Raw genomic sequence first — 24,016 nt, 5'->3', positions numbered from 1 at the left:
AAAAAACAATTCAAAAAATCGTATCTTTACAAACCCTTTTATTAATCAAAAACGTATTCAAAAGGTTATTAATCAGTGCATTATAATATCAAATTACTACCAGCCATCTCAAAATTATATAAAAAAATAATTCCTATGAATTTTCATATCTCAAAATATATTTCTAAATACATTTTCTTTCCTTTATTTTTATTCTTTTTATTGATTGCCTCAATAGGTTTTTCCCAAAATTCTGTTCTTGCAGATGGACAAATTCTAAAACTAAAAATAGAACAAAATGGAGTTCATAAAATTACTTTTCAAGACCTTCAAACAGCAGGACTAAATCCTTCTGCCATCAATCCAACCAATATTCAAATTTTTGGAAATGGAGGAGGAATGCTTCCACAAGCAAATGCAGCAATAAGAATTTTAGACTTAGAAGAAAATGCTATTATTGTAGAACTTGGAAGTGATAATGTTTTTAATACTGGAGATTATATCTTATTTTATGCACAAGGAGCTGATATTCATCAATATGATGCACAAGCAAATGATTTATTAAAATTTACTTTTGAGAAAAATCTGTATGATGAATTTAATTATTATTATTTAAAAATTGGAAGTGAAACAGGAAAACGAATCCAAGCAGCCGAAAACCTAACAGGAGGAACAAAAATCACGACTTATAATGAAATAGCACATCACGAATTAGAAGAAACAAATATTATAGGAAGTTTAAGAAACTCTGGAGGTGGAGGTTCGGGTAGAATGTGGTTTGGAGAAGGTTTTGATTTTGTAACTGAAGAAACTATCAATTTTGAATCTGAAGGTTTGGTTACTTCTCGTCCTGTATTTTTGCGTGCCTCAGCAATGGCATATTCGGCTCGTGTGAGTGAATATACATTTACAGTTGCAGGTCAAGATTTTGGAATACTTCCGATTGCAGCTTCTCAAATTTCTACCTACACCAAAAAAGGAGATATACAAACGGCTACTTTTTCATCGAATCTTAGCTCTTCGCCAGCTTCCTTGCCTGTAAAAGTTACTTACAACAAAACAGATAATACAGCTTTTGGTTATGTGGATTATCTAACATTAGAATTTACTCGTACTTTATCTTTTTACAAACAAAATACACATTTCCGTTCGGTTTCTTCTGCTCAAAATGAAATTAGTAGTTTCGAATTTGCTCAAAAACCTGCTTCTATGCGTGTTTGGAACATAACTAATTTGAGTTCTATTCAAGAAATTTCTTTAAGTTCTTCCAATCAAAATGCTTTTGTAGTTCGTACAAACAGAGAATTAAATGAATTAGTGGCTTTTGATGTAAATACAGAATTACCAAAACCAGTAGAAATTACACCCATTGCAAATCAGAATTTACATAGTTTTTCTACCCCTGATTTTGTAATTGTTACACACGAAGATTTTTTAGAAGCTGCTCAAAAACTAGCTGCTTTTCATAGTGATAATGATGATATGGAAGTTTTGGTAGTAACGGTTAGTCAGATTTGGAATGAATTTTCTTCTGGAAAACAAGATGTTTCGGCTATTCGTGATTTCGTTCGTTTTTTATATAAAAAGCAAAATAATAAGTTACGTTACTTACTTCTTTTTGGAGATACAAGTTATGATTATAAGGATAGAATTCTATCAAATAATAATTTTGTTCCTATCTATCAATCAAGAGAATCTTTAGAACCTGTCGAAACGTTTTCTTCAGAAGACTTTTTTGGTCTTTTAGAAGAAAATGAAGGAGAATGGGAAGAAAGTTTTCAAACTGAGCAAGAAGATTTGGATATTGGAATTGGTCGTATTCCTGTCAGAAGTACAAATCAAGCTAATTTAGTTGTCGATAAAATTATTGGATATTCTCTTCCCCAAACGCTAGGAAATTGGAGAAACAAAGTTGTCTTTGTAGCTGATGATGGAGATAATAATATTCACATGAGAGATTCTGAACAGCTTATTGATATTATTGAAAGTTATAATGGCTACCAAGCAGAAAAATTATATGTTGATGCGTTTCCTCAAATTTCTACATCAAATGGAAAATATTCACCTAAAGTACGTGAAAAATTAAATCAAAATGTAAACGAGGGTTCGCTGATTGTCAATTATATGGGACATGGTTCAGAATCTAGTTTGGCGACTGAATCTGTGGTTGATTTGGCTTCAATTTCGAATTGGAAAAACCTTAATAATTTGCCTATGTTTGTTACAGCGACCTGTGAGTTTGGACGTTATGACAATCCAGATGTTTTTTCAGTAGGAGAAAGGCTTATGACAAATGAAGATGGTGGAGGAATTGCGCTTGTAACCACTACACGCCCAGTAACGGCTTCAACTAATTTTATCTTAGCAAAAGCATTTTATAATAATGTTTTCAAGCGTTTGCCGAATGGAGAAATGCCACGTCTGGGAGATATTATTAGAGCCACTAAAAATGAAAGTTTATCAAAACTAAATAGAAATTTCACACTTTTGGGTGACCCTGCTTTACGTCTAAATTATCCACAAGAAGAAGCCATTATTACAGAAGTAAAAACAAATGGAAGAATTGTAGAATCTATAAAAGCATTAGATAAAGTTACTTTGAATGGACAAATTGTAAATAACGGAACGTTAAGTGCTGATTTTACTGGCGATTTGGATATTATTATTTATGACAAACCTGCCGAATTACGCACCTTTGGAGACGAATCTCAACCGATGGTTTATACTGCTTGGCAAAACGTTTTGTATAAAGGAAAAGCAAAAATCAATCAAGGTAAATTTGAAGTTACTTTTGTTGTTTCGAAAGATATAAATTATAATTTGGAAGCAGGAAGAGTTACGATGTATGCAAAACATGAAACACAAAACCGAGATGCAAATGGTTTTTATGGGATTCAGATTGGAGCAAGTAACAACAATGCACCAACCGACAATACGCCACCAACAGCACAAATTTGGATAGAAGATAAGACGTTTGTTTCGGGGGTAAAAGTTCCTTCAAATACAACACTTTTAGCAGAAATAAGTGATGAAAATGGAATTAATCTAACTGGTTATGGAGTGGGAAGGGAAATAACAGCCGTTTTGGATGGAGAAGCAACCCAGACTTTTATCTTAAATGATTATTTTGAGTACGAAGAAGGAAGTTATAAAAAGGGAACAATCGCTTTTCCGTTGCAAGATTTAACAGTAGGAAAACACACTCTTACATTCACTGTTTGGGATAATTATTCAAATCCGACGACGATTGAGGTTGATTTTTATGTAGAAAACAAACCGATTGAAATTACAGAAATTACTCCTTTTCCAAATCCTTTTTGGAGTAATGTAGAGTTTAATGTTACACATACACGCACAGGAGATGATATTGAGGTAATTTTGGTGGTTTATGATGTTTTGGGAAGAGCAGTCAGAACGGTTCGTCAGAATTATTTGAATAATAACGGAAATTTCTCAAACCTTTCGTGGAATGGTAGAGGAAATGAAGGTGAAATGGTGAAAAATGGAATGTATATCTGTAAAATTTATGTACACTCACTTCAAGATAATGCTGTCGGAACAAGTACAGTTAAGATTATTTTGAATAGGTAATTTTTTGTTTTTTCTAAACTATTGTCAGAGTTATTTTGGATTACCAAAAAACTACTGACAAAGTTTTTTTTATTATCATAAATTTCATTCAATGAAAAAAGTATTTTTTCTAGTCTTATTTTTTTTCTGTTCTTTTAATTTTGTAAAAGCAGATACATTAGATTATTGGCATGTTTACTATTACTCTATTGCAAGTGAAATTGAAGTGGCAGCATTTACTATTTCAGATGAGGAAAGAGAAATTAATTTAAAGATAATTGATTTCAATAATCTAAATATTGTATTTGATTATCTAGAGCGTGTTTAAATTTTATTTTGCCAAAATTTGCAATTTCACTAATATCACTTTACAAAGTTAAATAAAATGAGAATTTGTAGAAGAAGTAGTACTTTTGTTAAATGAAAGAACAAAAAACAACAACTTCTAGGCAACAACGTCGCTTCCTACAGCGCAGTTTTAAACCCTTGACAAATTCTCAATGGGAAATTATAAAAAATCTTTTAGATAAACCAAGAAAACGTAAGCATTCTTTGCGAAATGTTCTTGATGGAATCTTAAAAATAACTCGTACAGGAACTCAATGGCGTAATTTAGACTCTTGTTTTCCACCTTGGGAACTAGTCTATTATTACTTTCGTAAATGGCAAAAAAAGGGAGTTCTAACATTTATTTTAAATCATCTTGTTGGTTTAGAACGAGTTAGGCAAGAGCGTAATGTTTCTCCTACCACTTGTGCAGTAGACAGTCAAAGTGTTAAAATAGCTGCTTTTATAAATGAAGAAGTAGGCATAGACGGTTTTAAAAAAATTAATGGGCGTAAGCGTCATATTGCAGTAGATAGCTTAGGATTACCTCTTGCTATTCACGTATCAGCAGCAAATACTTATGATGGAAATGAAGGTATTGAACTATTTTCTCAATTAGAAGAAGTAGCTTCAGAGCTAGAAATTATTTTCGCAGATAGTGCTTACAAAGGATATTTCAAAGAATGTGCAGCATGGTACAAATGGAAGGTTGAAATTACACAACGTCCACCTAATGAGAAAGGATTTGTTCCTCAAAAGGGAAGGTGGCAAGTGGAAAGGTCGTTTGGATGGTTCAATTTTTTCCGTAGATTAGCCAAAGATTACGAAAAAACAATACAATCTTCTGTAGCTTTTATACAAAGTGTATTTATTACTATAATTTTAGCTAGATTAGATAGAGAAAATTTTTAAACACGCTCTAACTGTAGAATATTATAATGATACTCCTTGTGTGGAATGTGAAAATTATATTTTTGTTGAAAACTTGAGAGAACAAGTAATAACAAAAGGAGAAGCGATAGGAACATCAACGCCAATTAAAATTCCTATGAAAAATATAATAGAGTACTATCGCTCAACAAAGAATAAATATTATGACTTTTTCCATGTTGAAAAAAGTGAATATGCAAAGCCTAAAAAAATATTATTATTTAGGTTAAAGTTGGAGTAGAAAAAAACTTCAAATAAATATCATTCGTAATTGAACCTTAAATAGAATTAACTTTCTAATTTCTTCAAAATATTAACCATCAAAATTTCTACCTCTGAAATAGAAAGACTTACTAATTTTCCTATCTTTTCATTGTCCCAACCCAAAATATGGTGCAATAAATAAGGTAATTTGTCTTCAAAAGAAAGTGCATTTATTTTTTGCCAAATCTGACTAGCATATACACTCTCTGCCATCTCTGAATTTAATTCTTCCATTAAATATTCTTTCTGAATCCCTTCCTTTTGGATTTTGTTATTAAGTAAATAAAATATTTCTTCTTGCCATTTTTTAGACGTATTTTTATAGGCTTCTGCTATTAAACCCGAAAATTTATCTGGTTTAACACGTAATAGGAACAACGTTTGAACAATACTTTTTAATTCTTCGTTTTGAGTACTGAAAGGCGAATGTGTCATTTCTGATTCTTTATTAGTAATGCTATTTTTAGGTCAAAATTACTCAAAAAATCGACTACTACAACCACCAAATTTTATCTATTATTTATTTTATCTAACCAATTATGAAAATCAATTTTATTTATTCAAAAAAACTACTCTTTTTTTTAGTTGTTAGTTTCTGTTTTATTAATTTCTCTGTTTCTGCTCAAAAGAAAAGTCAAGAAAAAAATACCGATTATATAGACAATTTAATCGAAGTTTTTCAAGAAGATTGCTTCAAAGATAGCTTTCATGGATTTGTTTTGTATGATTTGGATAGCTCAAAATATCTTTTTGAATATAATGCAGACAAATATTTTACACCTGCTTCGAATGTGAAAATAGCTTCTCTTTTTGCTGCCACTAAGATTTTGAGTGAGCGTTTGCCTTCTCTTAGTTATTTTGAAAAGGGAGATTCTCTTATTTTTTGGGGAACTGGCGACCCTACTTTTTTGCATCCTGTTTTTAATAATTCGGCTGTGATTGATTTTCTTTTATTGAAATCTAAAACCAAAAAACTCTACTTTTCTACGACCAATTATGAAGATGAACCCTTTGGAGATGGCTGGGCGTGGGAAGATTACCGTACTACTTATGGAGTAGAAAAATCTGTTTTTCCAATGTATGGAAATGCTGTTTATTTTGAAGCTGACCCTTCTTGTGAAATTGAGGTGTATCCCTCTTTTTTTAAAGATTTATTAATAGAAAATAGTGAAATAGCCACACAAAACTTTAGAATCGAAAGAGATTTGGGTATAAATTCTTTTAAATATAATATTGGAGATTTGTATTACAAAAACGGAAAATCATATCCTTTTCACGCTACTTCCGAACTCATAACGGCACTTCTGAATGATAAATTAGGAATAGAAGTTGCTCATCTGGATTATCCAATGCCTGAAAATACATCAATGCTTTATACTGCAAAAAGTGATGAAATGTACAAACGAATGATGCAGCAAAGTGATAATTTTTTAGCAGAACAAACACTTTTGATGTGTTCGGCAGAACTTTTTGGAACGCTTTCGACACGAAGAGTGATTGACTATTTGGATGCAAATTATTTCAATAAATTTTATAATCGTCCTCGTTGGGTAGATGGTTCTGGACTTTCTCGTTATAATCTTTTTACGCCTCGCAATTTTGTAGAAATGCTCAAATCAATTCGTAAGGATATGGGAGAAGAAAAGTTATTCGAAACCCTTGCCATAGGAGGAGAGGCAGGAACATTACGACGTAGATACGAATTTTCAAGAAATTCCACTCCTTTTTTATATGGAAAAACAGGAACGATTAGTAATAATCATTGTTTGAGTGGATTTTTGGTTACTAAAAGTGGTAGAAAGTTCTGTTTTTCGTTTCAAAATAATCATCACAGAGAATCTTCAAAAACAATAGGAAATAAAATGGAGGAAATTTTGACGACGATTTATAAGAAATATTGATTTTTAGGAAGTATTTACGAATAATTATTTTGGTTCTTCCGACAATTTAGCGATAATTTCTTAATTTAGCCTTTCTATGGATACTAACACAATAGCAATTTTATTAGGTTTTTCAGATTTTTCAGTAACGAAAATAGAATCTTCTCCACTTCGCTTAACTATTTATGGAGAAAGTAATTTAGCCGATTCTATTTGTCCTAATTGCTTGAAAAAGTGCAATAAAGTGACTTCTACTTCAGAACGTATTGTTCGTGACCGAAATATTTTAGACAAAGAGGTTTATTTACACTTAACTTCTCGTCAATTTCATTGTCAAGATTGTACTCGTTACTTTCAAGAAGTTTTTAGTTTTGTTTCTAAGCAAAAAAATCAAACTCATCGTTTGGAAAAATATCTTTATTTATGTTTGAAAGATAGCAGTTTCAAAGAAGTAGCTATCCGAGAAAACATACTTTGGGATGTTTTAGATGGTATTTTTAAAACCTATAGTAAACGTGAGATAAAAAAACACCTAGATTATTTTCCTCGACGTTTAGGTATTGATGAATTTGCTTACAAAAAAGGAAAAAAGGAATATGCTGTTGTTTTAGTAGATTTAGATACAGGTCAAGTTTGGGATATTTTAGAATACCGTAATAAAGAGTATTTAAAAGCCTATTTTTTATCCAAAGGCGAAGTTTTTTGTACTAGTATAGAAGTATTTTCTTGTGATATGTGGGAGGGATTTTCAAATACAGCAAAAGAAGTATTTCCTAACGCTGATGTAGTAATAGATCGCTTTCATTTTTTTCAGCATTGTAATAAAGTGCTAGATAGCATTCGTAAAGAATTACGACGAAAAGATGATAAAAACGTTCATTTCAAGCAAATAAAATGGCTTTTATACAAGGCATGGAAAGACCTTACTTATAAAGAAAGACGAGTTTTACTTAAAGCGTTTAGGTTTAGCTCAACGCTTAGACAGGTGTATTTTATGAAAGTGGAATTACAAAATATATTTAATACTGATTTGAGTAAACAAGAAGCTAAAAAACTACTAGACCAATGGATAGAAGAAGCTCAAAAAATAAATCATAAGGCTCTAAATAGATTTATAAATACGTTTAATTCTTGGAAAAATGATATTATTAATTTCTTCAAAGATAGATATTCTAACGGAATAGTAGAGGGAATTAATAATAAAATTAAGACCCTCAAAAGGAGTGGGTATGGGTTTAGAAACTTTCAAAATTTTAGATTGAGAATGATAGTCAAATTCATATAATCGCTAAAAAGTCGGAAGAGCCATTATTTTTAACCAACTTCTATAAGGAATTTTAAACGATAAAAAATAGAAGCTACAATTCGGAATTGTGGTGAAAAAGTCGTTTTTTTGTAACCCTTTTCAAATTCAGTTTTTGTTATTCCTTCTATATGTCTTCTACTTCTATCCAAAAAATTCCTTTTTATCAAGTTGATGCCTTTGCTCCAAAATCGTTTAGTGGAAATCCTGCTGCTGTTTTTTTGTGTGATGAAACCTTGACAGATGAGCAATATCTAAATATTGCTAGAGAAATGTATTTGCCCGAAACTACTTTTTTGCGTCCTTTATTTGATAAAAAAGAAGACCAAAAAAAACTAAACTGGCAAACAGCAACGCTTTTTGAAGTCCGTTGGTTTATGGTAGAAGAAGAAACGAATCTTTGTGGACACGCTACACTCGCTGCTGCACACGTAGTTTTTGAAGAAATAAAAAGCATTCATTCAGAAATAACTTTTCGTACACGAAGTGGCGATTTGCTTATCAAAAAAGAAAATTTTGAACAAGAAGCGAATTATATCAAAATGCAGTTTCCTGTGGCAAAAGTGTTTGAAGAAAAAACGCCTGAATCTAATTTATTAAAATCATTAGGAATTGAGAATCAAAAAATTAATTCTTCGGTGTATATTCCTGAAAAACAAACTTGGATTTTAGAATTTGAAAACAGAGAAGAATTAGAAAGTCTAAAACCAAATTTTGAAGAGTTAGTAAAAAATAGCTATCAAAATTCTATCAAAAAAGTAGGAATTACGATAAAAGGAGATTCAAAATATGATTTTATTTCTCGTTGTTTTTGTCCTTGGATTGGAATAAATGAAGATGCACTTTCGGCAGTTTCACATGGGCTTTTTGCAAAATATTGGCAACCCAAACTAAACAAAAATTCTTTTTTTGCTTATCAAGCCTCAAAACGTGGTGGAGAAATTCATTTGGAGTTATTAAAAAATAATCAAGTCTTGCTAATTGGAAAAGGAATTACTACTTTAGAAGGACAAGGAAGGATATAATGAGGAGGGAGAGAAGAGGGGAATGAAAGTTTCACTTTAAAAAATAAATTACAAACTCAAAGTTTTCATATAATTAGTTATTGCATTCGAAATTAACTGATTACTGGTAACTGATTACTGATAACTGTTTCATGCACATCGAACCTACCATACATCATTTAGACCATCCTGTTGAGGGAGGTTGGATAGAAGTCGTTTGTGGCTCTATGTTTTCTGGCAAAACGGAAGAGCTTATTCGTCGTCTTACTCGTGCCAAAATTGCACGCCAATCGGTTCAGATTTTCAAGCCTGCTATCGATACTCGTTATGACGATCAAAAAGTAGTTTCGCACAATCAAAATGAAATCGATTCAATAGCTGTTCAAAAATCAACTGATATTTTAGAGATTTTAAAAGAAAAAGATTGTCAAGTTATCGGAATTGATGAAGCACAGTTTTTTGATAAAGAACTCGTAAATGTATGTCAGATTTTGGCTAATCAAGGAAAACGAATTGTAGTAGCTGGCTTAGATATGGATTTTGAAGGCAAACCATTTGGAATAATGCCTAATCTTTTGGCTATTTCGGAATATGTAACCAAAGTACACGCTATCTGTATGTGTTGTGGAAAAGTGGCTGCTTATTCGTTTCGTCTTACACCTTCCAAACAGAAAATATTATTAGGAGAAAAAACAGAATACGAAGCTCGTTGTAGAAAATGTTTTGTAAAAGGAAACCTAAATCAAGAAACAGATTGTAAAGAAGTTTTGAAAGATGAAGCTAAAGTTTAGCCCAAAAAAACGATAAAACATAAAACCTATTTATCTCTCTTAGCCAATTCGTCAATCGCTTGTAATTCCATCAAAATAACTTCTTTTTTGAGTGCGCTAAGAAAAGCAAAAGCAGCTTCTGGAAATGTTTTTTGAAAGTGGGCTTCTACCAAATCTGTATCTTTATTGTGTAATAACTCTACATCATTTTGAGAAACAAAAGGCGAAGTAAAATCCCATTTGTTATCAATTTTATTCATTTCAGTTACATATTCTTTTAGGTTTTTTTCTAGTTGATAACCTCTTCCTTTTTTGTTTTTTCCTATAAAAAATAAAATGGTAGCCTCTTTATAATTTTTATTCGCAGGAATATTATCCAAAAGATGACTAAGGTCAGAATAGGTTTTGTCTATCTGTTGTAAAATGGTTTCAGTACGCTGACGAAGTAAATTTCCTTTTCGCTTCAAGGTAGAATCTTCTTCCAAGGCACGGTAATGTATATCATACAAGGCTTCTAAACTATCAGCAGCTTCTCTATTTTGTTTTTCTAGTTTTTCAAAATGTAGAGCAGGCGAAAAATCAGTCATTTCTATTTCTTTATTTGTAGTTTCTTGATTTTCAGAAGTGCAGGCACAAAAAAACAAACTCACTATTCCAAAAGAGAGAAAAATAAAAAAACTAGAAATAGATAAAATTTTCATAGAAAATGAGTTTGTTTTTTGTAAAGAATTAAGAATAATAATTGTTTGTTTACAGTTTTACCATTCATAATTTACAACTATAGATTTATTCATTGCTTATCAAACGACTTTCTGGGTGTGGAAGTTGCCAACGTTTTTTGAGCTCTTCAGGAAGAGCTGCAATTTTTCGATTTTTATAATCAAAAAGAACCATTCCTGTTTTTACTTTCAAAATTTCTCTTCTTGAATCTTGGTCAATAAACTTGTAATATAAATCAAAACCCGAAGAAGAAAGTCCACCAACAGTTACATAAACCTCAAAAATATTTCCATAAAACCCTTCGCCTTTAAACTGCATTGCTACATCTGCCATAATCACGCCCAATCCCATAATATCAAGTTCACTTTTGAAGCCTTCACTCATAAAAAACTGTACTCTTGCTTCATGAACCAAACTCAGCATAGCATCATTTCCAACATGTCCACCATAGTTGAGGTCTGTAATTCGGACTGGGATTTCTGTTTTGAATAAAAACTGGTCTGGTAAATCTACTTTTACTCTGTTCATAAATTTTTAAATCTTTTTTAGGTTAAAAAATGGATTATAAAACTGATTTTAAGTCTAAACAAATTTAAACAAAAAAGTTCTATATTTTAAATAAGCACTATTCCATCAAAGACTTTATTAAGAGAATCCTATATTATTTTATTATCCAGTCTATTTTTATCAAAAAAACGTTTTAGGTAGAGATTCAAAAAGAGTGATTTTTAATATTGGTCTTTTGTTATATCAAAAAAAATCCATTTATAAAGTAATTTATAAATGGATTTTTAAGTTGTTTAAAATCTTATTTAAGAAACAAGTTCTTTTTCAAAAACACCAAAAAAATGTCTGCTTGGGTGTTCTTCGTCTTGATTCATATGAAACTCATAAAACATAGTGGATAATTCTTCTTCAGAAATTACACCATCTTTATTGATGTCCATTAGTTCGAAAACTCTATCAGCTTCTTCTACTGGATTACGGAAACTACGATAAAATTTTTCATAATCTTCTTTTGTCATGTGGTCTTTTCCTTGGGAAATAATTGGAAATACTCCTTGAAAGAAAGGAAGAATATATTTCTCATAAGCTGCCTTATCAGCAATAGTAACTATATAAGCATCTTGCAATTCCTCATGACTGACCATTTTGTCGTTATTTTTGTCTGCTGCTTCTACCAAATCTTTCCACATTTGATGATACACAGTAGTAAAGCCCTCTGTTGTTTCTTTATCCCAGTTATATTCTTTAGCAAATGTATTACAAATAGCATCTATATCGACATATTCAATAAGACCATTTTCATTTACATCATAGAATTTGAAAATCTTTGTTACTTTTTGTTGTTGAAATTTACTTAACATAATAAAAATTAAATTTTAGGTTATAGATAATTATTAATTAAGTAGCGTATTTTTTTTGATTGGTAAATCTAATTGTAGAATATATAGCTTAATAATACCCTTAAAATATTTTTTATCAATCAATTAACAATATAGTGCTTTTTATTCCCAGATTCAAATTTTACAAGATAAATCCTAATGCAGCAATAAAAATGACATCCCAAATCTATAAAGTAAGCGACAAAATGGCAGTTAATGGCAAATCAAAACGACACAAAAAGACAAAATTTACATCCAAAAAATCATTTTTGGTATTGGCATATTCTATGTAAAGACTACAACGAAAGTATCGCAAACACATTTGAAAATAAATAAAACGATACAAAAATTTATGTATTCATTCACTATTAAATAAACTAGACAACTATGGCTGATGTAAATATTCGTCCGTTAGCAGACCGTGTTTTGGTCGCTCCTGATGCAGCAGAAGAAAAAACTGCAAGTGGAATTATCATTCCTGATTCTGCAAAAGAAAAACCACAACGTGGAAAAGTAATCGCAATCGGAAATGGCAAAAAAGACGAACCAATTACTGTAAAAGTAGGCGACAATGTCCTTTATGGTAAGTATTCAGGTACAGAAATCAATGTAGAAGGAAATGATTACCTTATCATGCGTGAATCTGACATTTATGCAGTTGTTTAATTAATTTGTCGTTGGTGGGGACACCAACAACGGCATTTTTTTATGGATTTATTTTTTAGATAAGTAGTAATTTGATTTATTAAATTCTATCTATTTAACTTCATAAAAACATTTTTCTACAAATTTTTTAATAGAATTAGAACACAAAAAACATTCAAAATAGTATGGCTAAGATAATATCGTTCGATACAGTTGCTCGTGAAAAATTAAAAAAAGGCGTTGATGCTTTGGCAAACGCAGTAAAAACAACTTTAGGTCCTAAAGGTCGTAATGTAGTAATTGACAAAAAATTTGGCGCACCTTCAGTTACTAAAGATGGTGTAACAGTTGCCAAAGAAATTGACTTGAAAGACCCAATCGAAAACATGGGCGCACAGCTTGTAAAAGAAGTAGCTTCAAAAACGGCTGATATGGCTGGTGATGGTACTACAACTGCAACAGTTTTGGCTCAAGCTATCTTTAATGCAGGGATTAAAAATGTTGCTGCTGGTGCAAATCCAATGGATTTGAAACGTGGTATGGACAAGGCTGTAATTAGAGTAGTAGAGAATTTGAAATCTCAATCTAATCCAATCAAATCATCTTCAGAAGTAGCACAAGTAGGTGCAATTTCTGCCAACAATGACATGGAAATTGGTAAAATGATTGCCGATGCGATGGACAAAGTAGGAAAAGATGGTGTAATCACAGTAGAAGAAGCTCGTGGTACCGAAACAGAAGTAAAAACGGTTGAAGGTATGCAGTTTGACCGTGGTTATTTGTCGCCATATTTTGTTACGAATACAGAAACAATGGAAGTAGAATTAGAAGATGCTTATATCTTAATCTACGACAAAAAAATCTCTTCTATGAAAGAACTTCTTCCTATTTTGGAACAAGTTGCTCAAAGTGGTAAACCATTGGTTATCATTTCAGAAGATGTAGATGGCGAAGCATTGGCTACTTTGGTAGTAAACAAAATTCGTGGTGCGCTCCGTATTGCTGCTGTTAAAGCTCCAGGATTTGGCGACCGTCGTAAGGCAATGTTGGAAGACATCGCTACTCTTACAGGTGGTACTCTTATCAGCGAAGAGCGTGGTTACAAACTAGAAAGTGCAGAAGTTTCTTACTTAGGACGTGCTGAAAAAATCACTATCGACAAAGACAACACTACAATTATCAATGGTGCTGGCGAAAGTGATAATATCAAACGTCGTATCAACGAAATTAAATCTCAAATTGAGAAAACAACTTCTGATTATGACCGTGAGAAATTGCAAGAACGTTTGGCTAAATTAGCTGGTGGTGTTGCAATCCTTTATATCGGTGCAGCTACAGAAGTAGAAATGAAAGAGAAGAAAGACAGAGTAGATGATGCATTACACGCAACTCGTGCAGCCGTACAAGAAGGTGTAGTACCTGGGGGTGGTGTAGCATTTATCCGTGCGCTTGATTCTTTGAATGACTTTGTTGTTGGTAAAAATGGCATTGAAAACCAAGACCAAGAAACAGGTGTAAATATCATCCGTCAGGCTTTAGAAGCTCCTCTTCGTACTATCGTTTCGAATGCAGGTCTTGAAGGCTCTGTAATTATTCAGAAAGTAAGAGAAGGAAAAGCTGATTTTGGCTACAATGCTCGTGAAGACAAATATGAAAACTTAGTAGCTGCTGGTGTTCTTGACCCAACTAAAGTTTCTCGTTTGGCTCTTGAAAATGCTGCTTCTATTGCATCTCTTTTACTTACTACTGAGTGTGTAATTGCAGATGATCCAGAAGAAAAAGAAGCTATGCCTTCTGCTCCAGGAATGGGTGGAATGGGTGGAATGATGTAAGAATCATTTCCCTAAAAACTTGCAGCCTATTTTTAGCACTCTTTTTTGAGGTGTAGGCTACAAAATTAAAAAGTCATTTCTTTTATCTTATGGATAGAGGAAATGACTTTTTTTGTGCAAAAGTTAAAATAGTGGATATTCTACTATTATATTGCGAGTTGTAGTATTTACCTACTTTATTGTAATTAATTTTGATTTTTCCATAAAAAAACACTTTTACAGGTTTTGCAAAAGTGTTTTAGGTAGCTTTTTAATCAAAATTAAATTAATGTTTTACTACAAATTTTTTAGTAATGAGGCTTTTATTGTTTACTGAAATTGTGTAAAAATAAATACCTGCCTTCATATTATCCACAGGAATTTGAATACGATTATCATAATTATTTAATCTATGTTCTCCTACTAAACTTCCCAAAAGGTTATAAACTGATATTTTTCCTTCTGACATCCTATCAGTCATTCTATAATCAAACTGAATATAATGTGCTGCTGGATTAGGATAGGCTTCTGAAATTTCAATTTTATCAGCTTCATTTGTGGTAGAAGTAATAGTTTGAAGATTTTGAGAATATGAAAATGATACAGTCATAAAGAATACAAATGCTACCAAAATCGACTTAAAAAGGGATTTAATAGGTAAATTAGACTGTTGAGGTGGTTTTTTGGAAAAGGATAAAAACTGATTTGATTTCATAAAAATAATTAGTTAGAGTTTTGTCATTCGGAATATTAGGGTAATTAAAAGGGAAAAATACAGAGTTTTTTGAATAAGTGTTTATTCTGATTGATTAGTATTTTATTATTAGAACTGAAATTATATAATTTAGGTTACATAATTTTCATCAAGAATGGTGTTTTTTAAACTTTTTGATAATTTTTTTTATAAAAAAATGATAAATCAACATCTAATCAACACTTTTGCTTTTCTTCTGATAATTATACTGTCTAGCTAATTTACGAAATAATTTCTTTCTTTCTTACTAGCTAATACAAAAGTCCTAATTATTATTGTAAGAAAAAAGGATTTATTTCTTAAAACTGCACAATTTTATGTAAAAAACACTTTATATTTTAACTCTTTTTTTATTTTTTGTAAATTCTCTCGCCTGCCTTTACCTCAATATTTAGGTAACTTTCTTTTGGTGGAATCGGACAATCATATTTTTTATCGTAGATACAATATGGGTTATAGGCACGATTAAAGTCTAAAATAGCTCTAAGTCCATTTATTTCAGGTTCGATATAGCGTCCCACTTCATACGTGGTTTTGCCATTTGTCAAATCAGTAAACAAAACAGAAAATCCATCTCCATCTTCAATCGCTTTATAAATATTCAAAGAAAAGGGTTTGCCTTTTAGTTTAAAATCAGCCTTTGCATAGGTTTTGAATCTTCGGTCTTTGCCTTGTGACGTTTTGAGTGTTATTTCTTTTACATCTTGTGTTAAGGTCAGCATAGCAACAACATAATAAGAAGAGTCTATCGGATAATAATCTAGTCCTTCAAAAGTCTTTCTATCATCATAAGGAATAGGAGAACCATTGCCTTCCCTAAATTGCTTGTCTTTTTTATTTCTTTCTGTCTGAACTTCTACTTCATATTTTGGAGCGCAAGAGGCTAAAATAAATAGAGTAAAAATAAATAATGTAATTGATTTTTTCATTTTTTTTGATTTAATTCTAAAAATAGATAAGTTATTTAAGAATATATTTTGTTCATTAGTTTTTCTATTTTTAAATAACTCATCAATAAACTTATAAAATGTGTACTAAGTTTTATATTAATTCTATACATTTTTTTCTATCTATTTTATCTGTTTTTGTCAATACAAATTCTGAAAGATAAAAAATTTGTTTAGGTGAATGATAAGCAGGAAGATTTTTTTTGAGATGTTCTAAAATGTCTTTTTCAAATTTTCTAGCAAATGGCAGACCTTCAAGAATCAAAATTACTTTTTCCCCCAGTATATCATCAGGCATAGAAGAAATAAAGAAACGTTTTTGCAAATCTAGTTCATAAAAAGCTCTTTCAATAAAATTCTCTATTTTTTCTGGAAAAACTTTTACTCCTCCTGTATTAATGGCAAAATCAGCACGACCAAGCCACTCAAATTCAGTATCATTTTTTATTTCTACCAAATCATTTGTTATAATTTCTTTTCCTAGTGTATGGGGTGCAGAAATAATAAGACAACCACGTTTGTCCGTTTTTATTTTTACGTTTGGAAGTATTTTATAAGTGTTTGAAATTTCTTTTTTTTCTTTAATTTTTCCATTGAGTCTTTTCAAAGCAATATGTGTCACTGTTTCACTCATTCCATACGTCGAATAAATAGGCACTCTATGTAGAGCTTTTATAGAACGGATTTTTTTGAGTAGAGAATACGAAACAGGCGCACCACCAATAATAATGGCTTTCATTTGACATAAAATTGCAATTTTTTCAGGGCTTTCCTCTAAAATAGTTTGGAGTTGCATCGGAACAAAAGCAGCAAAATCAAACCACATTTTCTCATCAAAATCTTCTAATGGATTGCGTTTTGGAGGAACAATAATCATTTCTGCATGTAGTTCCATTCCACGAACAAGCATCATTTTTCCTGCAATATATTCAGTATTCAGACAAATCAAAAAACGTTCATTTTGCTTTAAATTCAATGCTTCTGCCGTTGCCAAAACGCTATTCTGCATTTGTGTTCTAGTAAGTGTAATTGGTTTTGGAATACCCGTCGAACCCGAAGTATGAACCACAAAATTATTCTTATTACTTTGCCATTCAATACAAAAATTAATAACAAGTTGATTATAAGAACTACAAAGGACTGTTTGAGGAAGTTCTGAAATAGCAATTTTTTTACCTATTTCTCCTTTACAAACTTCAAGAGGAAAGTATAAAGTAGATTCTGAATGAGTAGCTGTAATAACTGAGGATAATGATTCGGGCATAATGAGTAAGTGGGAATAGTGATTGAATTATTTTGAAATCTGCAATAAGTTTAAAAAATGAACTCAACTATATAACTTAAAGTAGTACCAGTTTGTTGAGATAAGCGAAAATAAAGAATATTTTTAATAAAAATACTTTTAATCTTGCTCTGTTAGAATAACTACTAAATCCGTATTCTAAATAATTTTAAGTAAAAGTAAGTAATTGAAATCTGTTTTAAATCAAAGAGTTATAAATTTTAGAAAAACTAATCTGCTTATTTTTGTAATTTTCTAATAAAATACATAACTTTGTAGAGTCGTGTTTTTATTTGTTTAAAATCACTATTTAAGTGGTTATTTTCCCTTTGTAATAAATAAAAAACGCAATTTTATCTCATTTTTATCTTGCTATTATAATTTTTCAATAAAATAGTACGATCTACTTTACACAGATTTTGTTTTTCTTTTAAATTAATTCAAGCTGTTTTATTTATCAATAAAATAGTATAACAAATATTATTATGTTTCTTCCCTTTGAAAAAATGCCTTCTTACTCTCGTCTTTGGATTTATCAATCTGATAGAGAACTTACAGATAGTGAAGTTTTGGCAATAACCAATGTTTTAACAAAATTTATTGAGAACTGGCAAGCACACGGAAATTCTTTAGTTTCTTCTTTCGAAATTCGTCATCATCGTTTCTTAATTTTGGCAATTAATGAAGAACTTACAAAAGCTACTGGTTGTTCTATTGATAAATCAGTTGAGCTGATGAAAGCTATTGAAGAAGAATTTAAAATTTCTCTTTTTGACAGAACTAAAGTAGCTTATTTAGATAAAGAAGAAAAAATAAATATTACCTCTCTTTCTAAACTCAAAGAGCTAGTACACGAACAAAAAATCACCTCTGATACAATCATCTTTGATAATTTAGTTCAGATAAAAGAACAATTAGATTCTCAATGGCAAAATAAAGCCTCAAATACTTGGCTCAAGCGTTATTTTCAAAATGTTCTTTCATAAAAAATCATATAAGTTTAGCTGTAATTTTTCCATTCTTAAACAACTTCAATATCAAACACAAAAAAACCTTATTTCAATAAAGAAATAAGGTTTTTTGTATATACTAAAAAGAGTATTCTAATTTTATTCTACTGAATAAGATTATTTACCTTCGTCGCTTTTCATATCGTCTTTCAACTGAGAAAGTGCAGAATTTTCTCCTAATGAGCTAGTCGTTTCCAAATCTTTAGATTTTTTCATGTCTTTAGATTTTGAAGTTGTTTCTTGATTAGCTTCTCCTTTAGGAGTTTTAGCTTTCTTTGCAGGAGCAGCCGTTTCTTCTTTTCCACTACGGTAAGTAGCTACGTGAGAAAGAATAATGCGTTGCTCATCTTTAGAAAACTCTACTACTTTGAAGTCTATGTTGTTTCCAACTTCAGCCGTTTTGCCTGTTTCTTCAAGAGTAAGGTGTTTTGTAGAAGCAAAGCCTTGTACACCGTAAGGAAGTTCGATGTTTGCACCTTTGTCATTTTTATTCACTAAAGTACCTTTGTGTACACTGTTTGGTGTAAAGATAGTTTCGAAAGTATCCCAAGGATTTTCTTCCATGTGTTTATGACTAAGAGCCAAACGACGTTGTTCTGTATCAAGTTCTAATACTTGTACTTCTAATTTTTCGTTTACTTTGATAAATTCAGATGGGTGTTTGAATTTACGAGTCCAAGAAAGGTCAGAAATATGAACAAGTCCGTCAATACCTTCTTCTAACTCTAAGAATAAACCATAGTTAGTAAGGTTACGAACTGTACCTGTATGACGTTGTCCAGAAGCATATTTTGTTTTAACTTCTTCTTTCGTCCAAGGATCTTCAGTAAGTTGTTTGATACCTAATGACATTTTACGCTCTTCACGGTCAATAGTCAAGATAACTGCATCTACTGTATCATTGATACTCAAGAATTCTTGTGGATTACGCAAGTGTTGCGACCAAGACATTTCCGAAACGTGAATCAAACCTTCAACACCTGGTTTGATTTCTAAGAATGCACCATAATCAGCTACATTCACAATACGTCCGTTTACTTTTGTACCTACTTCTAAGCCAGCTTCAAGCGAATCCCAAGGATGCTCTTGAAGTTGTTTCATACCTAATGAAATACGTTTTTTATCATCATCAAAATCAAGAACAACAACATTAAGTTTTTGGTCAAGTTCTAATACTTCGTTTGGATGAGAGATACGTCCCCAAGAAATATCAGTAATGTGAAGTAATCCATCTACACCACCCAAATCAACGAATGCACCGAAATTAGTGATGTTTTTAACTACACCTTCCAATACTTGTCCTCTTTCAAGGTTGTCAAGGATTTGTAAACGTTGTTTTTCAAGGTCTTTCTCAATAAGAATTTTATGAGAAACTACTACGTTGTCATTTGCATAATTGATTTTGACAACTTTCAATTCCATTTTTTTATCAACATAAATATCAAAATCACGAATTGGCTTAACGTCAATTTGTGAACCTGGTAAAAATGCCTCAATACCGAAAATATCTGCAATCAAACCACCTTTTGTACGGCGTTTGATGATTCCTTCGATAACTTCATCGCCTTGATGCGACTGCTCAATTTTTTTCCACGCCTGAAGAGCCATTGCCTTACGACGAGAAAGCAAAATTTGTCCGTTTGCGTCTTCTTGTTTTTCTACATAAACTGTTACTTGGTCACCAGCTTTAAGTTCTGGTAAATCTCTAAATTCTGAAAGAGATACAAGTCCGTCTGATTTGTGTCCGATATTTACGATGGCTTCACGGTCTGTAACGCCTACGATTGTACCTGTAACAAGTTCGTTTTCCGAAAATTCAGTAAGTGTTTCTTCGTAAAGGTCTGCGAGTTCTTGTTGGCGTGCATCTTTGTAGCCAGCACCAAAGCCTGTTTTGTTAGACTCTAATTCTTCCCAATTGATTTCGCCTGCTGAAATGTTTGAATTACTCATATAATAAAATAAAGACAACAATTATTTTCAGGTTTGTTGGAGAACCTGCCTTTGTAGCATGTTTTTATTACTAAAAATTATGCTTAAAGGTATTGAATTAACTGTGATAAAATAATTTAATTAAAATTCATTTTTACTAAAGCAAGTAAAAAAAGTAAGTCATTGATTTACAGAAATTTACCTATCTATTTGAAAATGAGTTACAAAGATAAGAACTTTTGATAGGAAAAGGAAATTTTGAGTGTTTTTTGTTGGTGTGATTATACTAAGACATCAAAAAGGTATTGTTGTTTTTCCTTAGTGTTAGGATTGAAACAACCTAATAGCTAGAAAAAGTAAGTGTTTATTAAATACCTTCTATTACAAAATCAATAAAAAAGACCTTCTTCACTCAGATGTAAGTGAAAGAAGGTCTTTAGTTTTTTACAGAAAATCTAAAAAAACACCTTAGTTTTTCTTACCTTTTCCTGTTTTAGGAAGTTCTTGAGAGTATGTTTTTATAAACTGTTCCATTTCAGGCTTCAAACGCTTATAAAAATTTGTATTTTCTTTTTCTCCCATTTCCATTGCTTTTTTTACCATAGCTATAGCTGCACCAGTACTGCTAGAAACTCCACCTGTGTTATTACGAGCCACCAAAATACGAGCTTTAATCCAATTATTATAAAAATGGTCTTTCATAACAATAGATTTATCAATCCATTCTTGAGCTTGTTCTTTACTTTGGTTATTTTCTAGATAATATTCAGCCGATTGTGCATACGTGTACCACAAATTATCAGCTTGTTTCAATGTAGTTTCAATCGTAGAAACTACTTGTGCTACTGGGTTGGCATCTACCATAAATGAAACTTGTATATCAGCCCAAAATAAAGAAATTTCTGCTGTATGATTTTCAAGAGCCGTAATCATAAATGTCATGCGTTGAAAAGTCATTGGAGCTTTAGAAGGTTTGGCAGTCAAACGAAGAGCATCTTCTTTTTCGTCATATTCGCCTGCTCCCCATTGTTCTGTATTTTTGTTCAAGATAATTGTCCATTCATTTTCATTTGGAATGGTAAAAACTGAATAACTTCCAGCTTCTACTTTTTTTCCTTCGATAGTAACATCCTCAGAAAAAGTAATTGCAGTTGCTTTATTTGCACCTGTACGCCACATTTCGCCATAAGGAACAAGACCACCAAAAATCTCACGCCCACGCATAGCAGGAGATGAATAATCAATAGTAATATCTGTCAAACCAACTGTTTGTTTGACCATTGCTGCAGGACTAGGTTGTGGCATTTGAAGTTGTGCAAAAGCCGAAAAAGACATAAAAACGAGAGTAAAAAGTAAACTAAAAGTTGAAATTTTTAACATGAAAATTGTAGTAACGATGAATAAAATAAAAAAAAATAGGAAAAATTCAGAATAAGCGAAAAAATTTTGACTTACTCCAAAATCTTTAACATCAATAGAAAGACAATTTATGTGCCTTATTACTGGAAAATACAAATATACTTTACACTACTCTTTTTATTCTAATTTGTTAGAAAATAAAATCTTAATAAGAATTGGAATAGAAATAATTAAAGAAATAATTGTTTTATTGAGTTTTTTATTTGGAAAAGTGAAATAAAATGTAAAAATTACGTATTAGTTTATCTAAAAACTATCATTTAAACGTTATTAGCTTTAAAACACGACACACCCATTATTTTATATAGATTCATTTATGAATTCATCAAACTTCAATAAATTTATAGAAGATTTTTCTTCCATTACTTCTTCTGATACTACTTCTTTTGAGAGAATTTTGAGGAAACACCCCTATTTTCAAACGGCTGCACTTTTTTTAGCTAAATCAAATTCTGTTCAACATAATACACAAATGGCTGCATTGCGTTCGGCTGATCGTAGAGTATTACGTAGTTGGTTGGATGATGAGTATAGAAAAGAATTGGAGAGAGAAAAACAAGAATTAGAGGCTAAAGAAGCAGCATTAGAGATAGAAAATGATGAAAATAAAGAAAATTTAGATATTAATACAGAATCTATAAATGCCTTTGACAAACTTGTTGGTACGACGACAATAATAGAAGAAAAAGAAGAAGACAAAATTGAAGAAATAAACCAAGAAGAAAAAAGTACAGAAAATACAGTATCACAAAATGAGTTAGAAGAGACCAAACACACATCCTCAAATAGTTTCTTTGATGAAATAGGAGATGATGATTCTAAAATTAAAACTGAAACTACTGAAAATAAAATAGACTCTTCTAGTTTTTTTGATGACTTAGAAGATAATCAAGAAGTAGAAAAAACAGCGATTACGACAAGTGACTCTGAAACTAATTTTTTTGATGAAGTAGAAAGTGATGACAATGAATCAGAAGACTCTATTTTTAAAGAACAATCTGATATAAACGAGCCTTTAGTAACAGAAAATACAACTGAAATTCCTCCTTCAACGACGGATGCTAATTTTTTTGATGAGGTAGAAAGTGATGAAAATGAATCAGAAGCCCCTATTTTTAAAGAACAATCTGATATAAACGAGCCTTTAGTAACAGAAAATACAACTGAAATTCCTCCTTCAACGACGGATGCTAATTTTTTTGATGAAGTAGAAAGTGATGACAATGAATCAGAAACTCCTATTTTTAAAGAACAATCTGATATAAACGAGCCTTTAGTAACAGAAAATACAACTGAAATTCCTCCTTCAACAACGGATGCTAATTTCTTTGATGAGGTAGAAAGTGATGATGATATTTTTGGAGAAGCTCAAAAAGATTTAGATGCATACAATTTTCCAGATTTTGAAGAGGAAAAAGAAGAAAAAGATAAAAAAACGAACGAAGGAGAAGGAAGTTTTTTTGATGATATTTAAAATAAAGAAAAATCCTTGTTGAATGAATAAATATCAACAAGGATTTTTAAAGTTAGAAGAAGTTCAAGAATTTAAACCAGTTGCTTCCAGCCGTTTTTATCTATATTTTCTACATCAGCAATTACTTTTTCTTTTAGAGCTTCTTTGAAGTTATCTAATCGAAGAGCTAACTTTTCATCGGAAGTACCCAAAATTTGAGCTGCCAAAATACCTGCATTTTTTGCGCCATCTAATGCCACAGTTGCCACAGGTACACCAGAAGGCATTTGCAAAATAGACAAAACCGAATCCCAGCCATCAATAGAATTAGAAGACTTGACAGGAACACCAATAACAGGCAAAGAAGTAAGTGAAGCCACCATTCCAGGTAAATGTGCTGCACCTCCTGCACCTGCAATGATTACTTTTATACCATTTTTTCTTGCATTTTTGGCAAAATCAAACAAACGTTCGGGAGTACGGTGTGCCGAAACGATTGTCAGTGAATACTCTACTTTAAGTTCGTCTAAAACTTCTGCTGCTGCACCCATTACTCGTAAATCGGAACGACTGCCCATTATTATCGAAACCATAATTTCTTTTTTTGTAATTCTGTTCTTCAAATGATTTAAAA

General features: G+C 31.3%; 22 protein-coding genes. 11 read left to right on the top strand and 11 right to left on the bottom strand.

Translation table 11 applies throughout. The features are described 5' to 3' along the window. Positions 1–135 precede the first annotated feature (135 nt). The 3 genes from porU to ACE193_RS05025 all read left to right on the top strand — a co-directional run bounded on the left by porU (position 136) and on the right by ACE193_RS05025 (position 4,788). On the top strand, positions 136–3,570 hold the full coding sequence (gene porU / locus ACE193_RS05035; protein WP_375561914.1) for a type IX secretion system sortase PorU: 3,435 nt from the start codon (positions 136–138) through the stop codon (positions 3,568–3,570). A 91-nt stretch (positions 3,571–3,661) separates the two neighbouring features. Next, positions 3,662–3,877 (top strand): hypothetical protein, encoded by a 216-nt coding sequence (locus ACE193_RS05030; protein ID WP_375561913.1) that lies wholly within the window; start codon positions 3,662–3,664, stop codon positions 3,875–3,877. A 92-nt stretch (positions 3,878–3,969) separates the two neighbouring features. Beyond that, entirely contained in the window at positions 3,970–4,788 is an 819-nt protein-coding gene (locus ACE193_RS05025) for an IS5 family transposase (protein WP_375559445.1), read from the top strand. 306 nt (positions 4,789–5,094) lie between these two features. Here the strand turns inward: ACE193_RS05025 and ACE193_RS05020 are convergent, their stop codons facing one another. Continuing rightward, complete coding sequence (locus ACE193_RS05020) at positions 5,095–5,505, bottom strand: hypothetical protein (protein WP_375561912.1); 411 nt, start codon at positions 5,503–5,505, stop codon at positions 5,095–5,097. 104 nt (positions 5,506–5,609) lie between these two features. On the opposite strand from ACE193_RS05020, the gene ACE193_RS05015 reads away from it, so the two are divergent. The 4 genes from ACE193_RS05015 (at position 5,610) to ACE193_RS05000 (ending at position 10,048) form a co-directional block, all read left to right on the top strand. After that, positions 5,610–6,971, top strand: coding sequence for a D-alanyl-D-alanine carboxypeptidase/D-alanyl-D-alanine-endopeptidase (locus ACE193_RS05015; RefSeq protein ID WP_375561911.1), 1,362 nt, complete (start codon positions 5,610–5,612; stop codon positions 6,969–6,971). 76 nt (positions 6,972–7,047) lie between these two features. Further along, entirely contained in the window at positions 7,048–8,235 is a 1,188-nt protein-coding gene (locus ACE193_RS05010) for an ISL3 family transposase (protein ID WP_375558606.1), read from the top strand. Between the two features lie 149 nt (positions 8,236–8,384). Next, a complete protein-coding gene (locus ACE193_RS05005) occupies positions 8,385–9,278 on the top strand; it encodes a PhzF family phenazine biosynthesis protein (protein WP_375561910.1) in 894 nt (297 codons plus the stop codon). Between the two features lie 131 nt (positions 9,279–9,409). Beyond that, a complete protein-coding gene (locus ACE193_RS05000) occupies positions 9,410–10,048 on the top strand; it encodes a thymidine kinase (RefSeq protein ID WP_375561909.1) in 639 nt (212 codons plus the stop codon). 26 nt (positions 10,049–10,074) lie between these two features. Here ACE193_RS05000 and ACE193_RS04995 read toward each other — a convergent pair whose 3' ends face one another. The 4 genes from ACE193_RS04995 to ACE193_RS04980 form a co-directional block, all read right to left on the bottom strand. Further along, positions 10,075–10,728, bottom strand: a complete 654-nt coding sequence (locus ACE193_RS04995) for a hypothetical protein (protein WP_375561908.1) — start codon at positions 10,726–10,728, stop codon at positions 10,075–10,077. 85 nt (positions 10,729–10,813) lie between these two features. Continuing rightward, a complete protein-coding gene (locus ACE193_RS04990) occupies positions 10,814–11,275 on the bottom strand; it encodes an acyl-CoA thioesterase (protein ID WP_375561907.1) in 462 nt (153 codons plus the stop codon). Positions 11,276–11,559: 284 nt separating this feature from the next. Beyond that, positions 11,560–12,114, bottom strand: a complete 555-nt coding sequence (locus ACE193_RS04985; RefSeq protein ID WP_375561906.1) for an EF-hand domain-containing protein — start codon at positions 12,112–12,114, stop codon at positions 11,560–11,562. A 205-nt stretch (positions 12,115–12,319) separates the two neighbouring features. Continuing rightward, entirely contained in the window at positions 12,320–12,454 is a 135-nt protein-coding gene (locus tag ACE193_RS04980) for a hypothetical protein (RefSeq protein WP_375561905.1), read from the bottom strand. A gap of 65 nt (positions 12,455–12,519) precedes the next feature. Between ACE193_RS04980 and groES the strand changes: the two genes are divergently transcribed. Both groES and groL read left to right on the top strand, forming a co-directional pair. Next, a complete protein-coding gene (groES, locus tag ACE193_RS04975; RefSeq protein ID WP_375561904.1) occupies positions 12,520–12,798 on the top strand; it encodes a co-chaperone GroES in 279 nt (92 codons plus the stop codon). 164 nt (positions 12,799–12,962) lie between these two features. Beyond that, a complete protein-coding gene (gene groL, locus ACE193_RS04970) occupies positions 12,963–14,609 on the top strand; it encodes a chaperonin GroEL (RefSeq protein WP_375561903.1) in 1,647 nt (548 codons plus the stop codon). 265 nt (positions 14,610–14,874) lie between these two features. Here the strand turns inward: groL and ACE193_RS04965 are convergent, their stop codons facing one another. The 3 genes from ACE193_RS04965 to ACE193_RS04955 all read right to left on the bottom strand — a co-directional run bounded on the left by ACE193_RS04965 (position 14,875) and on the right by ACE193_RS04955 (position 17,553). Further along, positions 14,875–15,303 (bottom strand): T9SS type A sorting domain-containing protein, encoded by a 429-nt coding sequence (locus tag ACE193_RS04965; protein WP_375561902.1) that lies wholly within the window; start codon positions 15,301–15,303, stop codon positions 14,875–14,877. A 389-nt stretch (positions 15,304–15,692) separates the two neighbouring features. Beyond that, positions 15,693–16,271: a DUF1684 domain-containing protein gene (locus ACE193_RS04960; protein WP_375561901.1), complete on the bottom strand. Its 579-nt coding sequence runs from the start codon at positions 16,269–16,271 to the stop codon at positions 15,693–15,695. Positions 16,272–16,383: 112 nt separating this feature from the next. Next, entirely contained in the window at positions 16,384–17,553 is a 1,170-nt protein-coding gene (locus ACE193_RS04955) for an AMP-binding protein (RefSeq protein WP_375561900.1), read from the bottom strand. Positions 17,554–18,056: 503 nt separating this feature from the next. Here ACE193_RS04955 and ACE193_RS04950 point away from each other — a divergent pair. Beyond that, the gene (locus ACE193_RS04950; protein ID WP_375561899.1) at positions 18,057–18,557 is read left to right on the top strand and encodes a hypothetical protein; all 501 of its coding nucleotides are present in this window, start codon (positions 18,057–18,059) and stop codon (positions 18,555–18,557) included. A gap of 141 nt (positions 18,558–18,698) precedes the next feature. On the opposite strand, the gene rpsA is transcribed toward ACE193_RS04950, so the two are convergent. After that, positions 18,699–20,531: a 30S ribosomal protein S1 gene (gene rpsA / locus ACE193_RS04945; RefSeq protein ID WP_375561898.1), complete on the bottom strand. Its 1,833-nt coding sequence runs from the start codon at positions 20,529–20,531 to the stop codon at positions 18,699–18,701. A gap of 447 nt (positions 20,532–20,978) precedes the next feature. Further along, the gene (locus ACE193_RS04940) at positions 20,979–21,890 is read right to left on the bottom strand and encodes a DUF2911 domain-containing protein (RefSeq protein ID WP_375561897.1); all 912 of its coding nucleotides are present in this window, start codon (positions 21,888–21,890) and stop codon (positions 20,979–20,981) included. A 355-nt stretch (positions 21,891–22,245) separates the two neighbouring features. Between ACE193_RS04940 and ACE193_RS04935 the strand changes: the two genes are divergently transcribed. After that, the gene (locus ACE193_RS04935; RefSeq protein WP_375561896.1) at positions 22,246–23,403 is read left to right on the top strand and encodes a hypothetical protein; all 1,158 of its coding nucleotides are present in this window, start codon (positions 22,246–22,248) and stop codon (positions 23,401–23,403) included. Between the two features lie 71 nt (positions 23,404–23,474). Here ACE193_RS04935 and purE read toward each other — a convergent pair whose 3' ends face one another. Next, positions 23,475–23,975 carry a 5-(carboxyamino)imidazole ribonucleotide mutase gene (gene purE, locus ACE193_RS04930; protein ID WP_375561895.1) on the bottom strand — a complete coding sequence of 167 codons (501 nt, stop codon included), beginning with the start codon at positions 23,973–23,975 and terminating at the stop codon, positions 23,475–23,477. Positions 23,976–24,016 lie beyond the last annotated feature (41 nt).

Origin of the sequence: Bernardetia aquimarina, from assembly GCF_042180575.1 — a bacterium.
Lineage (GTDB): Bacteria > Bacteroidota > Bacteroidia > Cytophagales > Bernardetiaceae > Bernardetia.
Note: the sequence above shows the minus strand (reverse complement) of the source record. Positions and strands in the feature narration are given on the sequence as shown.

What these genes read in the sequence shown, in the direction of transcription:
- porU (WP_375561914.1), top strand. Translation starts at nt 136, where the DNA reads ATGAATTTTCATATCTCAAAATATATTTCTAAATACATTTTCTTTCCT.
- ACE193_RS05030 (WP_375561913.1), top strand. Translation starts at nt 3,662, where the DNA reads ATGAAAAAAGTATTTTTTCTAGTCTTATTTTTTTTCTGTTCTTTTAAT.
- ACE193_RS05025 (WP_375559445.1), top strand. Translation starts at nt 3,970, where the DNA reads ATGAAAGAACAAAAAACAACAACTTCTAGGCAACAACGTCGCTTCCTA.
- ACE193_RS05020 (WP_375561912.1), bottom strand. Translation starts at nt 5,505, where the DNA reads ATGACACATTCGCCTTTCAGTACTCAAAACGAAGAATTAAAAAGTATT.
- ACE193_RS05015 (WP_375561911.1), top strand. Translation starts at nt 5,610, where the DNA reads ATGAAAATCAATTTTATTTATTCAAAAAAACTACTCTTTTTTTTAGTT.
- ACE193_RS05010 (WP_375558606.1), top strand. Translation starts at nt 7,048, where the DNA reads ATGGATACTAACACAATAGCAATTTTATTAGGTTTTTCAGATTTTTCA.
- ACE193_RS05005 (WP_375561910.1), top strand. Translation starts at nt 8,385, where the DNA reads ATGTCTTCTACTTCTATCCAAAAAATTCCTTTTTATCAAGTTGATGCC.
- ACE193_RS05000 (WP_375561909.1), top strand. Translation starts at nt 9,410, where the DNA reads ATGCACATCGAACCTACCATACATCATTTAGACCATCCTGTTGAGGGA.
- ACE193_RS04995 (WP_375561908.1), bottom strand. Translation starts at nt 10,728, where the DNA reads ATGAAAATTTTATCTATTTCTAGTTTTTTTATTTTTCTCTCTTTTGGA.
- ACE193_RS04990 (WP_375561907.1), bottom strand. Translation starts at nt 11,275, where the DNA reads ATGAACAGAGTAAAAGTAGATTTACCAGACCAGTTTTTATTCAAAACA.
- ACE193_RS04985 (WP_375561906.1), bottom strand. Translation starts at nt 12,114, where the DNA reads ATGTTAAGTAAATTTCAACAACAAAAAGTAACAAAGATTTTCAAATTC.
- ACE193_RS04980 (WP_375561905.1), bottom strand. Translation starts at nt 12,454, where the DNA reads ATGTGTTTGCGATACTTTCGTTGTAGTCTTTACATAGAATATGCCAAT.
- groES (WP_375561904.1), top strand. Translation starts at nt 12,520, where the DNA reads ATGGCTGATGTAAATATTCGTCCGTTAGCAGACCGTGTTTTGGTCGCT.
- groL (WP_375561903.1), top strand. Translation starts at nt 12,963, where the DNA reads ATGGCTAAGATAATATCGTTCGATACAGTTGCTCGTGAAAAATTAAAA.
- ACE193_RS04965 (WP_375561902.1), bottom strand. Translation starts at nt 15,303, where the DNA reads ATGAAATCAAATCAGTTTTTATCCTTTTCCAAAAAACCACCTCAACAG.
- ACE193_RS04960 (WP_375561901.1), bottom strand. Translation starts at nt 16,271, where the DNA reads ATGAAAAAATCAATTACATTATTTATTTTTACTCTATTTATTTTAGCC.
- ACE193_RS04955 (WP_375561900.1), bottom strand. Translation starts at nt 17,553, where the DNA reads ATGCCCGAATCATTATCCTCAGTTATTACAGCTACTCATTCAGAATCT.
- ACE193_RS04950 (WP_375561899.1), top strand. Translation starts at nt 18,057, where the DNA reads ATGTTTCTTCCCTTTGAAAAAATGCCTTCTTACTCTCGTCTTTGGATT.
- rpsA (WP_375561898.1), bottom strand. Translation starts at nt 20,531, where the DNA reads ATGAGTAATTCAAACATTTCAGCAGGCGAAATCAATTGGGAAGAATTA.
- ACE193_RS04940 (WP_375561897.1), bottom strand. Translation starts at nt 21,890, where the DNA reads ATGTTAAAAATTTCAACTTTTAGTTTACTTTTTACTCTCGTTTTTATG.
- ACE193_RS04935 (WP_375561896.1), top strand. Translation starts at nt 22,246, where the DNA reads ATGAATTCATCAAACTTCAATAAATTTATAGAAGATTTTTCTTCCATT.
- purE (WP_375561895.1), bottom strand. Translation starts at nt 23,975, where the DNA reads ATGGTTTCGATAATAATGGGCAGTCGTTCCGATTTACGAGTAATGGGT.